Annotated in this window: 12 protein-coding genes; 1 reads left to right on the top strand and 11 read right to left on the bottom strand. The window is 67.7% G+C overall.

What is annotated here, in order from left to right; all coding sequences use genetic code 11:
• Positions 1-217: 217 nt before the first annotated feature.
• Complete coding sequence (locus B2K11_RS11695) at positions 218-3,235, top strand: AAA family ATPase (protein WP_239525972.1); 3,018 nt, start codon at positions 218-220, stop codon at positions 3,233-3,235.
• A 107-nt stretch (positions 3,236-3,342) separates the two neighbouring features.
• Here the strand turns inward: B2K11_RS11695 and B2K11_RS11690 are convergent, their stop codons facing one another.
• The 11 genes from B2K11_RS11690 to B2K11_RS11645 all read right to left on the bottom strand — a co-directional run bounded on the left by B2K11_RS11690 (position 3,343) and on the right by B2K11_RS11645 (position 13,587).
• Complete coding sequence (locus B2K11_RS11690; RefSeq protein WP_163618458.1) at positions 3,343-3,675, bottom strand: hypothetical protein; 333 nt, start codon at positions 3,673-3,675, stop codon at positions 3,343-3,345.
• Positions 3,676-4,032: 357 nt separating this feature from the next.
• Positions 4,033-4,164 (bottom strand): hypothetical protein, encoded by a 132-nt coding sequence (locus tag B2K11_RS20765; RefSeq protein WP_275576765.1) that lies wholly within the window; start codon positions 4,162-4,164, stop codon positions 4,033-4,035.
• 108 nt (positions 4,165-4,272) lie between these two features.
• Positions 4,273-4,725, bottom strand: a complete 453-nt coding sequence (locus tag B2K11_RS11685) for a single-stranded DNA-binding protein (protein ID WP_163618457.1) — start codon at positions 4,723-4,725, stop codon at positions 4,273-4,275.
• Entirely contained in the window at positions 4,722-5,234 is a 513-nt protein-coding gene (locus B2K11_RS11680; RefSeq protein WP_163618456.1) for a hypothetical protein, read from the bottom strand. Before B2K11_RS11680 ends, B2K11_RS11685 begins: the two co-directional genes overlap by 4 nt.
• A complete protein-coding gene (locus B2K11_RS11675; protein ID WP_163618455.1) occupies positions 5,231-5,623 on the bottom strand; it encodes a hypothetical protein in 393 nt (130 codons plus the stop codon). The genes B2K11_RS11680 and B2K11_RS11675 overlap by 4 nt, the downstream gene beginning before the upstream one ends.
• Positions 5,620-7,419, bottom strand: coding sequence for a type IV secretory system conjugative DNA transfer family protein (locus B2K11_RS11670; protein WP_239525970.1), 1,800 nt, complete (start codon positions 7,417-7,419; stop codon positions 5,620-5,622). Before B2K11_RS11670 ends, B2K11_RS11675 begins: the two co-directional genes overlap by 4 nt.
• Positions 7,420-7,462: 43 nt before the next feature.
• Positions 7,463-8,734: an AAA family ATPase gene (locus tag B2K11_RS11665; protein ID WP_163618453.1), complete on the bottom strand. Its 1,272-nt coding sequence runs from the start codon at positions 8,732-8,734 to the stop codon at positions 7,463-7,465.
• Positions 8,734-10,335 (bottom strand): hypothetical protein, encoded by a 1,602-nt coding sequence (locus B2K11_RS11660; protein WP_163618452.1) that lies wholly within the window; start codon positions 10,333-10,335, stop codon positions 8,734-8,736. The genes B2K11_RS11665 and B2K11_RS11660 overlap by 1 nt, the downstream gene beginning before the upstream one ends.
• A complete protein-coding gene (locus tag B2K11_RS11655; RefSeq protein ID WP_163618451.1) occupies positions 10,335-11,825 on the bottom strand; it encodes an SCO6880 family protein in 1,491 nt (496 codons plus the stop codon). Before B2K11_RS11655 ends, B2K11_RS11660 begins: the two co-directional genes overlap by 1 nt.
• Entirely contained in the window at positions 11,825-13,288 is a 1,464-nt protein-coding gene (locus tag B2K11_RS11650; protein ID WP_163618450.1) for a hypothetical protein, read from the bottom strand. Before B2K11_RS11650 ends, B2K11_RS11655 begins: the two co-directional genes overlap by 1 nt.
• Positions 13,288-13,587 carry a hypothetical protein gene (locus B2K11_RS11645; protein WP_163618449.1) on the bottom strand — a complete coding sequence of 100 codons (300 nt, stop codon included), beginning with the start codon at positions 13,585-13,587 and terminating at the stop codon, positions 13,288-13,290. The genes B2K11_RS11650 and B2K11_RS11645 overlap by 1 nt, the downstream gene beginning before the upstream one ends.
• Between the last annotated feature and the right edge of the window lie 8 nt (positions 13,588-13,595).

Genomic DNA, 13,595 nt, shown 5'->3' with positions numbered 1-13,595 from the left:
CACGCAGGCACTTTCTGTGTAAGCACTCGCAACTAAGACATGTCAGGCGTACCCTGGTGCCGTGCGGGGTGGCTTGGAGCGTTGGAAGCGTGGTGTCGAGTCGCAGGGGGTTCGGCAGGCGATGGCGTATGCGTTCAAGGGGACGTGCGATTCGCACCTGCGGAGTGTGACGGGCGTCGAGGCGCTCGCCGCGTACAGCGGAGGCGACGCTGCGCATGTGACCCGGTTCACCGTGATCGCCGGAGAGATCAGCGTCGACGCACTCGACGCCGAGGAGTTGCGGCGGTGGGTCGACGGCCACGACCCGCATACCGACGAACTCCGGGGTCGTGAGCTGATGTCGCCGACGGCGGATCTGATCCTGGATGGGACCATCAACGCGCCGAAGTCGTATAGGATCGCGGCGCTCACCAGTGGGGAGCTTGCGGCTGAGTTCGAGGCGTTGCAGGACCGGCTGCGGGATCGGGTCATCATGACGTGGCAGTGGGAGCTGAATGCCCGTCGCGGCGCCGGCGGCAGCATCCGGGAGCCGCTGCACCGGGTCGAGGTTGTCGAACTGCAGCACCGCCGCTCGCGGGCGTTGGACCCCCACATTCACCGGCATCTGTGGCTGGGCGTGAAGGTGCAGGGTGTGGACGGGAAGTGGTCGAACGTCGACTCGCGGGTCGCGATGAAGCTGCATACCCTCATCAACGCCGAGGGGGAGCTGGCGGCCCGTACCGATCCGGAATGGATCGGGGCGCTCGCCCGCCACGGCTACAGCCTTGACGGTGATGGCGAGATCTCCGAGCTTGCGGGCGTGGTGCGGCCGTTGTCGCGGCGGTCGACGCAGATCGAGGCGAACCGTGCCGCGCTGCTCGTCGAGTGGCGGGCCGCGCATCCGGGGCAGGAGCCGGGTCATGATGTGGTGCAGCTGATCGACCGGTTGGCGTGGGCGCAGCACCGGCCGAACCAGCCTGGTGTGGTCGACGAGGCGCAGTGGGAGCAGCTGATCCGCGACGAACTGCTTGCGCTCGACCCCACCCTTCTTGCGGGACGCCCCGCCGCGCTCGTACGCGCCGTCGCAGTGGAGGAGCTGGACCGGGAGTTGTTGGCGGCCCGGGCGGTGGTGGATGCGGATGCCCGGTCGACGGGTTGTGGGGGCAGGTTCAGTTCGTATGACCTCCGCGCTGGCGCGACCCGGGCGGTCGCGGCATCCGGGGTCGTCGCCCGCCGGGCCGACCTGCAGGAGGTCATCGACGACATCGCCGCACGTGCCGCTGCTCTGACGGTCGACCTCCTCGACGGTGAGACGCGTCCGGCGCACGTCAAGTCGTTCATGGCTGCCTCGACCGCCGCGCTGAAGGTTGAGCTGGCCCGCCGGTTCGACAGACTCACTCGCCCGGGCAAGCCTGTCGAGCGAACCGAAATCGCACGGTTGAGCGCCCAGGTGCTGGCGGAGGATCTGGCGTTGGATGACGGTCAGACGGATGCGGCGGCGACGATCGCGGGGACGGACCGGCTGGTGTCGGTGACCGGCCCGGCTGGAGCGGGGAAGACCACGATGCTCCGCGTCGCACGTCTGGCCCTGACACGACAGGGGCGACGCCTGGTGGTGGTGGCGCCGACGAAGAAGGCGGCGTCAGTCGCGGGACGGGAGATCGGGGCGACCGCCTCCAGCCTGCATGCCCTGCTCGCCGACCACGGGTTCCGGTGGGGCAAAGACTCGGTCGGCGCGGAAGTGTGGACGCGCCTGGACCGCGGGGAGACCGACCCGCGCACGGGACGCGTCTTCGACGGACCACGCCGGTTTCCGCTGAACGTGGCGGATCGGGTGGTGGTCGATGAGGCGGGGATGGTCGACCTGCATACCGCGAACGCGCTCGCCACGCTCGCGGAGGAGACCGGTGCGGGGATCGCGATGGTCGGCGACCACCTGCAGGCGATGCCCGTCGGCCATGCCGGGGCGATGGCATGCCTGACCCGCCGTGCCACCGCCGTCGTGGAGCTCAGCGCGGTGCACCGGTTCCGCGACCCCGACTATGCCGCGCTCACGTTGCGGATGCGGGAACCGGCATCTAAGGAAGATGCCCTCGCTGTGGCCGCGGAGTTCGACGACCGGGGGTTGATTCATCGGGTGGCCGATGCGGGCCAGGCCCGCGAGGTGATGGTCGAGGCGTACTTCCGGTGGGCGAGCGCCCGCAAACGGGTCGCGTTGGTGACGAGCACCAATGAGGAAGCTGACGTGATCAACGAGGCCATCCAGCAGCGTCGCCTCGAACTCGGCCAGCTCGATCAGCGCCGGATCGCGATCGGACAGGATGAGCAGCGGCTGTTGGAAGGCGACGTGGTCCAGACGCGACTGAATGACCGGCGGACCGGTGTCGAGAACCGGGCGCTCTGGACGATCCGCCGCATCCTCCCCGACACCCTCGAGGTGGCGAGCATCAACGACAGCAGTGACCTGCGCAGGGTCAGCCGCGACTACGCCGCCACCCACGTGCACCTGGCCTACGCGTCGACCGTGCATGGCATCCAAGGGGAGACCACCCACGCCTCCATCGTCGGTCCCGGTGTGGACGCGTCAGGCTTGTATGTCGGGATGACCCGAGGGCGGGTTCACAACGAGACCATCGCGATCGCCCACACCGCGGCGGCGGCCCGCGACCAGGTCGCCGACAGCATGCTGCGAGGCATCCCCGAGATCAGCATCGACGACTCCATCCGCGCCGCCCGCGTCGAGCTCGGACGCGCCGCCCGCGACCCCGATCCCGAAGAGCCGGCGGTACCAGCATGGAATGACCGAGTGCGTCGCCCCCACGGCAGGAGCCCCACCATCGACCGGGCGATCGCGACTTATCGGCAGGATGCGGCCACCCTGCACGACTCCCTCGAGCGCATGGCGGACTGGATGACCAGGGCCAGCCGGTCGCTGCAGGGCGCTGCGGCGCACCTGGCCACGCGCGACGCTCTCCAGCATGGCCGGGACGATCCGGAACGGTCGAGCGAGGATGCGGCGGATCGCCGGGCCGTCCTGGAAGAAAGCGTTGCGGGCCGGACTCTGCAGTACCGTCGGGCCGCGGAGGAGTACTCCGCGATCGTGCGGGCGCTGGACGACGCGGTCGCCGAGCGCGCCCTGCGAGCAGCACTGCCGGCTCTCGACCGCGCATGGGAAGACCAGGCCCGCGCCGCAGAGGACCGGGAAGTTGCGCCCTCATTCGCCGTCGCTCCGTCCAGTCATTCGCTCGGGTTGTAGCGGCGCACGGAGGTGCAGTAGGAGGCGCCCGCGCGCGAGTGGCGTTGAGGAGCCGGACGTCGTTCGGATCTGCCCGATAGTGACTCCTGCGGCGGGCTCAAGCAGACTCAGTGCTCGTGAGACGGGTATCCGGGCTCGATCGGTGTGACCGCGTTGGCCCATACCCAGCACCGTAGTTGCCGGTCGCCGATGGTGAATTCGATGCCGCAGGCGAGGTCGTTCCAGACCGCGACGACGCCGTCGACGAGCATCGCGTGGGGGCCGAATCGCACCCACGCCTTGCAGGGCTTGGGCTGCGGATCACGGGTCACGGGAAGCGAGCCCGCCTGCAGCTCGCGATCAGTGAGGGATTGCAGCGGGAACTCAGCGGCGATGCGCTGCAGGATGCGCGCGTCCATCTGCCGGTCGTAGTACGCGGCGTACCGCTTGTTGGTTCCCATGACCCGGACATCCCCTCATCCGGTAACGACACCACCCTACCCTCGCTAGAAGATATGTTCTATTCTCTGATGCCATGGTGGGAGTGACGGTAGAACACGAAGTGACGCTCTGGATGACCGACGACATCCCCATCCGGATGTTCTCCGCCGGGCGGCGATGGCGGGTCACGGACACGCCGACACGGTTGCGGGACTCGATCTGGGCGGCAGCCCACGGTGAGCGCCGCGGGTTGTATGGCTGGCGGTTCCAGGCGACCGACGATTCCGGCGAGGCGGTGGTCTTCGACGTCTATAAGACCGAGTCCGGTCTGGCATGTGCACCGCTGCTACGCCTGACGGTGTGCAACGAGCGCCGTGTCAGGTGGAGGGGATGCTGCCGATCACCACGATGCGGCACGAGTGACAGGCGTACCCGGGGCCGGCGTCGCGCAACACGGCACCGCACTCGGGGCATCGCGGCGTCTGCGCGTCATCGAGAACGTCGATCACCCTTCGAGCGTAAGCGTCTGCACCCGGTCGGTCACCACGGACGGGCGGTGGGCAGAAGAGCGGGGCGAGAGTACGCTGACTCTCGCCCCGCTTGCTTGTTGGTTCAGGTCAGCGGACAACCCCGGTGCCGGCGTACGAGGCCGGTGCCGCTACCGGCCCCGTGGCGGACTTGTCCGCGTCGGGGCCGTTAGCTTTTGGGGCGCGCTCCACCGCGACCGTCGCGAACTTCAGTGACGCGCCGACGTTGTCCGCGACGATGTCGCGGGTTTCGCGGGTCTGACCGGTCTCCTTGTCGGTGTAGGTGCCGAATCGGAGGTCGCCGGCGACGATCACCGAGTCGCCTTTGCGGAGCGAGTCGGCGACGTTCCGGGACTGCTGGTTGAACACGACGACGCGGTGGAACACCGTGCCGACGTCTTCCCACCGGTTGGTGGTCTCGTTGAGGCGGCGGTCGTTGACGGCGATGGTGAACCGGGCGTACTCGTTGCCCGACTCGCCGGCGCCGTGTTCGGGGTCGCCAGTGAGGTTGCCCTCGATGGTGACCGGGATCCTGGTGGTCATCTTTCTTCCTTCCTGTCCGGAGACGCCACGGTGACGCCTCGGTGAGCATGGGTCTCGCTGACCCACGCGTCCCATTCCTGCTCGTCGGTCGCGCTCGACCACGAGCGAGCTCTCGTGCCGCTATGGCCGCTCGCGCACCCGGCTCCGGCGCGGCTGAGGCGGGGCGTCGCGAGGGCCAGTCGTTCGTGCCAGCCGATAGCGCCAAACCCCGCGTCGCTGGAGTCGAATGCTGCGAGGTGAGCGACGTGCAGCGCCGACAACTCTTCTACTAGCGCGCCGTGTTTCCACCAGCAGTTCGGGACCACGCTGACGGGGATGTCGTAGCGAACGGTGAACCACTCCACCCAGTCGCGCAGATCCGCCCACTCGCGCGGGGCATCCTGATCCGGCATCTGCCGCCAGTCGACCGCGTGGAGTCCGATCGGCTGCGAAGTATCGGAACGCGCATGGAAGCCCGCGAGCTCGGCGGCGACGAGGCGCTCGATCTCTTCGGGGTCGTACTCGTTCACGACGACTCCTCCGACGCGGTGAGCTTGATCCGAAGTCGTTCGAGCGCGAACGCCGACGCGTCCCTGCGGGACCGGTAACGCGCCAGCACGACGTCGCGGTCGATGAGGCGGTGCAACAGGTCATGACAGTAGCGGTGCAGCGGCACGAGGTCGTCATGCCGTTCGACCGCGCGCCACGCGCCGTCGACGAAGCTAACTCCGGCGTAGTCGAGATGGTGAAGCTCGAGCTGCTGCTTGCGTGCGAGCCGCCCGCACGCGGCGCACGACAGCGGACCACCGAGCCGCTCCTGCTTGCGGAACCACCGGTCCCGGCGAGCAAACCATGCCGGCGAGCGGAGGAACTCCGATCTGTAGGAGTTCCGGAGTGCGGACTTTCGGCGGTTCGTCACTCGTCCTTCACCGCCTCGGCATCCACCACGTCGGCGGCGGGCTGCACGGGATCGGTGCCGACTCGGGACGCATCGTCGAAGACCTCTCGCTGCTCGGTCTCGGTGTCGCGCTTGCCCGTCTGGATTGCGCGAGCATCACGACGCTCATCCCATCCGGCCAGATCGAGCAGCACGCCGCGGCGGTTGCGATAGGCGAGCAGGCCCACCGTCTGCGGCATCCTTCGAATCTCGTCCACCGACATGAGCGGCAGTCGCTCGTGCTGCTCGCTCGTGGAGTGGCCCGTCTCGCGTGTCGACCACGACCGCTGTGTCCGGCGTGTCTGCCGGGTGCCGAGGAGCGTCTCGACGTCGCGGAGGTGATCGACGTGCGAGGCGCCGCCGAGCAGCACTTTGGCGGTCGCAGCGGCCCAGATGGTGTCGGCCTCGGCGCGGGACCATGATGTCTCGGCCTGCGAGAGCGCCTGCAGCACGACGAACGTGCAGATGCCGCGGCCGCCGCCGTCGGCCATCACCTGCGGGAGGTTGCCCCACCGGAACATGTTGGCGATCTCGTCCAGGATGAGTCCGAGCGGGTGGCCGAGCCGGGAGCCGGGGGAGGCGAGCGCGCGGGTGCGCGCGACCTCGACGACATCGTCGAGCAGTGCGCCGAGGAATCCGCCCATCGCCGATGCGCCGGACGCCGAGCCGATGAGGTACAGCGTGTTGGCGGCATCCAGAAACTCGCGCGGATCGAACACGCGATCGCCGGGGCGAGGCATGAGCGCCTCGCGAATCTTTGGCACCGCGAGCGGGGCGACCGCACCCTGCACCCCAAACCAGATCGACGAGACGAGCTTGTCGTCGCCGGCGAGCGTCGCCTCGAGGTTGTCGCCCCAGCCTGGCGCACCGTCGGCGCGGAGAATGTCGACCGCCTTTCGAGCGACGACGGGGCTGGTTCCCCAGTTGTAAAGGTCGGCGATGGTGCGGTCACCGACGGCAGCAGCGTGCAGCAGACGACCGAGCACGGCACCGGATGCCTGTGCCCATTCGCCGTTCGTCGTCGACGCTCCGAGAGCGGTGCCCGTGATGATCGCGGTGCCGCGCTGCATCGCAACGAGCGGATCCTCGCAGCCGGCGATCGGCGAGACGCGGAGCGGATGCCGCACGCCGGAGAGCCCCTGTGGGTCGAAGACGTGAACGTTGCCTCGACGCTCGCGCATGCGCATGGTTGCCGTGAGGTTGTCGTTCGTCGTTGACGTGGTAACGAGCGGGCCCGACCAATCGAGGATCGCTGAGATCAGCACGCGGTAACCCTTGCCCGAGCGAGGCGGTCCTTCGAGAGCCACCGAGTCCTCAATCGAAACGAAGACGTCCATGCCGCGAGAGCGGCCGACGCGCCAGCCGACATCGGTCGCGCGCGGGTGCGCGATGTCGGGCCGCAACTGACGTGCACGGCTAAGCACGGCCTTGGCGGAGATGTGCTTGCGGATCTCGGATGCCTCGGCGAAGCCCGTGCGAGATCGGAGGTCGGCGATGAAGGCGGCGTCGGATTGCCGGTACCGCCGGTAGGTGATCAGTCCGAGCAACGCGAGGCCGAGGACCAGCCCGACAGCGACGAGGTCGATGATGCGGATCGGGAGGATCGGCAATTCGCAGGTGGCGGATGGCGTGAAGGTGGCGGGGTCGCCGCTCAGTGCAAGCCACAGTCCGGAGAAGATATTGCGGGCCTCCGGCCGTGACCCGCACACCATCTGGGTGACGATCTCCGCAAGGAAGGTGAACACGAGGCTGAGCACGACCGAGATGGCAATGATCACGGCAACCGCCTTGCCGAGCATCCCTTGGTTCATCAGTGGCCCACTACAGTCCTCGGGCGGCCGCGGCCGCGACTCGTAGCCACGCGTCCCTGGTCGCTGGACGGAGGTCGTCGAGTCGCAGCGGTCCCGACTTGAGCGCGGGGTCGAAGGGAATCCGCTCGACGATTCGCACCTGGTCGGCGAAGCCGTTGGCGATCGCGGTACCCGCTGCGGCACCGCGCGACTCAGCCTGCGTGACCACGACCACAGCGTTGTCGGCGAGGTAGCGAGAGCGGTCGTCGCGGTGCCGCAGGGCATCCAGGAGGAGCGCGGCTGACTCGGCCGACTCGGCTGCGGAGATCGTAGGAATGACGAGCTGGTACGACGAGTCGATCATCCGGAGCCAGCGGTCGGCGGACTCGTCGTTGCCGGAGTCGAAGATCACGACGCGGTAGTAGCGGGCGGCGACCTGCATCAGCAGATCGAACTCGGCGCGGGCGATGCGCTGGTCGGTGGCGAGCAGTTCGGGGTTGGAGCGGAGCACGTCATACCGGTCGATGGTCTGGTGGTGTACGAAGCGTGTGATGTCGGAGACGGATGCGGTCGGCGCGAGTAGCCCGGTGGCGGCGGGCAGGAGGTCGCGGATGGTGGTGTCGTACCGACCCTGTTCAGTGCGCCAGCCGAGCGTTCCGCGGGTGTCGTTGTTGTCCCAGGCGAGCACGTTGCCACCGCCGTAGCGGGCGAAGACGGCGGAGATCATCGCGGTCGTCATGGTCTTGCCGACGCCGCCCTTGCCGTTGACGACGGCGATGGTGCGACATCCTGCCCATTGCTGCGACACGACCCGCTCGTTCTCCGCGCGGTCCACCGCAGCTCGCGAAGGACCGATGGGGATGCCGAGCAGTGCCAGAATGCCTCGCCACCCGCCCTGCGACTGCAGGGTCGGATTCCGGCTGGTGATGAAGGAGGCTCGAGGGCGAGGCTCCGGGGCTGAACTGCTTTGCGAGGAGGACTGCCCCGGAGCCTGTTCGCTCACCTCCTTTCCCTGTTGCGATGGGGCGGTGACGTCTTCTGAACCTGTGGGTGTCGTGGGGGCGGCGACGATCGCGCCGTCGGCAGCGACGAGAAGGTGGTGGTCTCCGCGGTCGCCGGTGGTGATCAGTTCGACGGGGGTTCCGGAGCGTCGAGCTTCGGCAGCGGCGCGCAGGACGATCATCTGGCGGATGTCTTCTTCGTCGGCGGCCGCGATGGGCTCGGCGCGACCGTCCGGGGTCGTGAACGTGGCGATCGTGCCCGTGATCGTTGCGTACGTGCGGGGCCGAGTGTCGAGGCTCATCACGGGGCCTCCTTCCAGGTGGCATTGAGCCAGCCGTCGAGGCTGGCGTCGGCGGGGGACGGCTCCGGCCAGTACCGGTCGAGGTCGTCGGAGTCGATGAATCGGAGAGCTCCCTCGTCGCGATCGGGGGCTTGCATCGCCTCGTCGGTCTTGAAGAGCTCGTACTCCCAGTCGGTCGACGTGGCGAAGCAGTCGACGACGTACGCGTGTTGGCCGACGTACGCGAGGAACACTCCCATCCGCAACCGTCGTGCGTCGTCGACGTGAGTGGCAGGGATGTTCAACCGGTCTCGTAGGCTCGCGGTCTCTTGGTGGTTGACCCGGAAGATGAACTTGTTTTCGATGTCGCCGACGATCGAGTAGGCGAGATTTCGCTCTTTCGAGTCGGCATCGCCGACGGCATCGAGGTCGCCCATCTTGTGCAGGATGACGATGTTGCTGATCCCGTAGTGGCGGGAGAGCTTCAGCCACTGCTGGAACATCTGCAGCGCGGCGAGACTCGTCATGTCGCGCCAGCCCTCTTCGCGGATCAGGTAGCGGGTGCGGCCAGCAGATCGGTCCGACACGACCGCCTGGATCCACGCGGTCGTGCACACCTGGGTGAGCTGCGCGACCAGCTCGCTACGCGCGAAGAGCTCGGACGTGTCGACGACGACGATCGGGGCATCCGCGTCGAACGAAACCGTTGACTCGTCCTCGAACAGCCCCGAGAGGTCGCCGTCGACGAAACGACGCAGCACGAAGCGCGGCTGGACGGCACCATCGGAGAGTCGGAAGTCGGTGCCGGCATCGTCGACGATCGTTCCGAGCTGGTCGTAGACGCCCCGGAGCGTCGGCCGGTCGCCTGTCGCGACGATGCACCGTTCGAGGGCTTCGTGGATCGCAGCGTGCTCCACGGCGGTGAGCCGTGTGCTTCCGAGTGCCATCTCGACAAGTGAGATGAGGGTCGTGATGCGTCGTTGCCGCACCATCTTCTCGTCCTGCTCGTCGTCGGCATCCGCTCGGCGTGGCCCGCGGTCGAGCGGGTTGAGGCGTGCGGTGCTCCCTCCGCCGATCCGGATGACCACACCACCGGGGACCGCCTCCGCCACGGCGACCCACTCGCCCTTCGGATCGGAGGGCACCACCGCGCGGTGTCCGAATGCGATCGAGCGGGTCACCAAGGTCTTCACTGTGCCGCTCTTGCCCGCCCGGTACGCACCGAGCACGAGGAGGTTCGTTGAGAACGTTCCGCGACCCTCGCCGATGGCGTACGTTTCCCACGGTGAGAAGTGCCACAGCGCGTCGGCATTGAGGTCGACGCCCAGGACCGGTCCCTTGTGGCCGAGCCCGGCATCCGCGACGAAGGGATAGATGCCGGCGATCTGGCGGGACGTCGCCTGGTGCGCCGCGATCGACGGTCGCGCCAGATTCCAGTAGCCGCCATCCGTCAGCCCTGGACCGAATGCCCCGGGGACCGCCGCCTCGGGCATGGCGCGGTCGCGTCGCTTCGGCTTCCGAGGCTCCATGTCGCGAGTGGTGCGGCTGACCTCCCGCTGGAGGTTGCGCCGCTCGCGCTTGGAGAGATGGCCCGACTCGAAAACGGCTGCCTGGCGCGCCATCACTTCATCCCCAAGCCGATGGGCAGCGCGTTGACCATCAGCGCCTCCGCCTGTTGGCAGTACAGGATCTGCGGCTCCATTCCCGCTCGCGCGAGCGCGTTCCGCATGCCGGCGATCGCCTGATCGAGCTTCGCCTCGTCCGGCGCGGTGACGGTCAAGTACGCGCCATAGCGGAACTCGCCGTGACCGGCGACGATCTCCTCCTCCTGTCTTTCCAGCGCGTCCCAGTCCGCAGCATCGGCCGCGGACCCGTCGGCGCCGCGCTTGGCTCGAAGTTTCTCGTTCCCTCGCCAGATTTTCTTGTCGTCCTCGATCCGCTTCATCGCCTTCTTCACTGACACCGGCGTCAGCACGATGGAAAGGATGTGAGTGATTGCCTCACCGGTGGACGGCATCCGAGCGAACACGATCGGCTCGACGAAGCCGATCGCGGCATCCGACCGCGGCCACTCGTGAATCCACATCGTGGTGTGCACGCCCGAGTCGCTGTAGACCACCCCGTTCTGGCCGCGCGGCTCCTCGAGGTACATCGGCCCGATCGCAACGGAGTCGACACCCATCTTGTCGTCGGGGCGGTTCTGCACGTTCGCGGCGAACTCCGGATCGAACGCAACTCGTGTCAACGCGGCGACATCGCGCGGCGAGAGCCAGCGGCGGACCGTGATGCGCGAGGCACGCAGCGCGTCGGCGAGGTTGCGCGCTTCGAGCGCGGCCAGCGACTTCACTGCGCCCTCGCCGCCGCCCAGCGCCTTCAACTGAGGGCCGAGAGCGATGAGATCGAGGGTGAACGTGAGGTAGTTGCGGTGCGACACCGCGAACGGCTCGGCGCGATTCAGCACCTGCTCGTAGTTGCGGTTGACCGGCGATGCCGCGTCCAGTCCGCGCTTGATCATCACCGTCTCGTAGTGGTCGCGCGCCGCGCGGATGGTGGTCGGGATCGTTCGCTCCTGCAATACCGCGCGCTTGACCCCCGGGCGCTGTGTGAACGACGCCAGGACAGGCGACCACTGTTGGGCGAGGTCGAAACGCTCCGGGATGTCCTTCATGAGAAACCCCTCGACCTCGACCTCGGCGGTCACCGACACGGACCGATCGTGTGGGTTGTAGACGCATGCGACACCCTCGACGTCCCAAATCTGCACGGACGCCCGGATGCCGGGGAGGTTGAGTGTGCCTGCAACATGGGGACGCTCGGGTCGGTAGATGTGCTTGGTGGCTCCGAGAGTGTGGCGGAGCTGCTTCATGAGCCAGAGCCCCGCCTGCCTGGGCGCCGAGTCGCCATGCACGGTCACGAACGCGAACGCCCCGATCGGGACATAGATCGGCGCGCCGTAGACCAGTCCGGGAGGCCCGAATCTGTTGACGCAGATCAGCACGACGATCGCTGCGACGGCGACGCACGCGAGCTGCCAGCTGTCCATGCCCATCACGACGCCCTGACGGGAGCGGCGCGGCAGCCGCACTGGTCGGGAGAGATCCTGAATTGTCATCACGCTGTCCTCTCAGTGCGCGGAGGTGGGGGAGTGCTGGTGGTCGTACGGCCGCGCTGCGGCGACGTAGCTGAGCTGGGCGTCGGACTCGACGGTTGCGAGGGGGTCGACGCTCGTGACGGACCGGCGGAACCCGAGGGGCCGGATGGCCTCGAGGGACCGCGCGGTGGACCACCGGAGGAGCGACCGTCGCTGGCTGACGTGCCGCCGGTTGCGCCGGCGGATGTCACCCCGGCGGGGGTCGCGTGGAATCGGCTCGGGATGCGAGCGGCAGAGCGCGCTGCGTTCGACGCAGCCCGCCCCGCCCCGGACCCAATGCGGGAGCCGACCGAGTCGGCCGCAACGGCACCGACGAAGCTGAACAGGCCAAAGACCGCGAACGGTGCGAAAGCCACCAGCACGAGTCCGATCAGAAGCGGCCACGACTGCGGATCCCAGATCGTCGTCACGTTAGCGAGGCCGTTGACGATCAGTGTCATGAACCCGATGGTCAACGGGCCGGTCAGTAGCAGCACCGCGACGGCCGAGACGTAGCGGACGACCCACTGCGGTCCGACGGAGCGCACCGGGTACAGCATCCATGCGATCGGTCCGACCGCGATCAGGGCGGCGAGCACGATGTTCCGGAAAGCGAAGACGAGCATCAGCAGCAGCATCCCGATCATGAGGAGTCCGTGGATCACGAACGCGAAGAAGTAGTTGGCCTGGCCGCCCGCCCACATGACCGACTGGAGGGTGGAGAAGAGACCTTCGGGGCCGTCGCGATTCATGACGTACCAGGTGAGGTCATCGATCGCGTTCAGAAGGTGGCCGATTGCCCATAACGTGATCGCCGTGGCAGGGAAGGCGATGAAGCTGCGAACGATCGCTCCGATGAGTTCGGAGCGGTCGCCCGAGACGATGGCGGCGGCGATGGCCCACACCATCGCGCCGAACAGCACGGCGAGAATCGCCCATTGCCAGAAGGACCACTCGGTGATCGCGGCTGTCCAGAGGACGGAGGAGGTGTCGAATCGCATGTTCTGGGCGACGGCGAACATCGCGCCCGTGGCGGATAGTGCCATGCCACGGCCGGCGTTCTCGAACGTGAGGCAGACCACGTCGCCGAGGGAGCATCCGTATTCGACGAGGAGCGGTTTGCCTCCGCTCGCCTTGATCGCCACGACGTGATCCTCATAAGTTGTGCAGACAGTCGCCTTGGACCCTGCCAGAAACACGTTGATGAAGCACTGCTGCGGTTTGATGTCGGCAGTGTTCTGCGGCGTGCAGGTGATCTGCGTCCCGGCTCGAAGACATTCGACGGGATACGCGGGTGACGACCACGGTTCTCCAGTCACGGATGCCGCGCCCGCCGTTGCTCGCGGGCCTTGCGCCGGCATCGCCGCCTCGGCTGGCACGAGCGCGCTCATCGCGAGACCGACGCCCGCGAGGCATCCGATCAGCACGGCACGCGCGGTACGCATCAGAATCCGAAGTCGAAGTTGATGAACCACTGGAACAGGCCGCTCGCGGCGCCGAGCACCGCGGCGGCGATGAAGATCCAGAGGATGTTCTCGCCAGCCCAAGTACGCACCCGGTCAGACGCGAGGCCACGGAAGGCGAGAGCCGCGCCGGCGATGATCAGCATGATCAGGACGACGATCATGGCGCCGGCGAGGATGTACGACGCGACGACCTGGAACCCCTGGAAGAACGGCGCCGAGAAGTCCGGCTCGATGTCTGGGATATCGACATCCGCCGGATACGACTGTGAGTAGTACATTGTGTGCT

Origin of the sequence: Microbacterium sp. B35-30, assembly GCF_010634855.1 — a bacterium.
Taxonomy (GTDB): domain Bacteria; phylum Actinomycetota; class Actinomycetes; order Actinomycetales; family Microbacteriaceae; genus Microbacterium.
Note: the sequence above shows the minus strand (reverse complement) of the source record. Positions and strands in the feature narration are given on the sequence as shown.

What these genes read in the sequence shown, in the direction of transcription:
- B2K11_RS11690 (WP_163618458.1), bottom strand. Translation starts at nt 3,675, where the DNA reads ATGGGAACCAACAAGCGGTACGCCGCGTACTACGACCGGCAGATGGAC.
- B2K11_RS11685 (WP_163618457.1), bottom strand. Translation starts at nt 4,725, where the DNA reads ATGACCACCAGGATCCCGGTCACCATCGAGGGCAACCTCACTGGCGAC.
- B2K11_RS11665 (WP_163618453.1), bottom strand. Translation starts at nt 8,734, where the DNA reads ATGAGCCTCGACACTCGGCCCCGCACGTACGCAACGATCACGGGCACG.
- B2K11_RS11660 (WP_163618452.1), bottom strand. Translation starts at nt 10,335, where the DNA reads ATGGCGCGCCAGGCAGCCGTTTTCGAGTCGGGCCATCTCTCCAAGCGC.
- B2K11_RS11655 (WP_163618451.1), bottom strand. Translation starts at nt 11,825, where the DNA reads ATGACAATTCAGGATCTCTCCCGACCAGTGCGGCTGCCGCGCCGCTCC.
- B2K11_RS11650 (WP_163618450.1), bottom strand. Translation starts at nt 13,288, where the DNA reads ATGCGTACCGCGCGTGCCGTGCTGATCGGATGCCTCGCGGGCGTCGGT.
- B2K11_RS11645 (WP_163618449.1), bottom strand. Translation starts at nt 13,587, where the DNA reads ATGTACTACTCACAGTCGTATCCGGCGGATGTCGATATCCCAGACATC.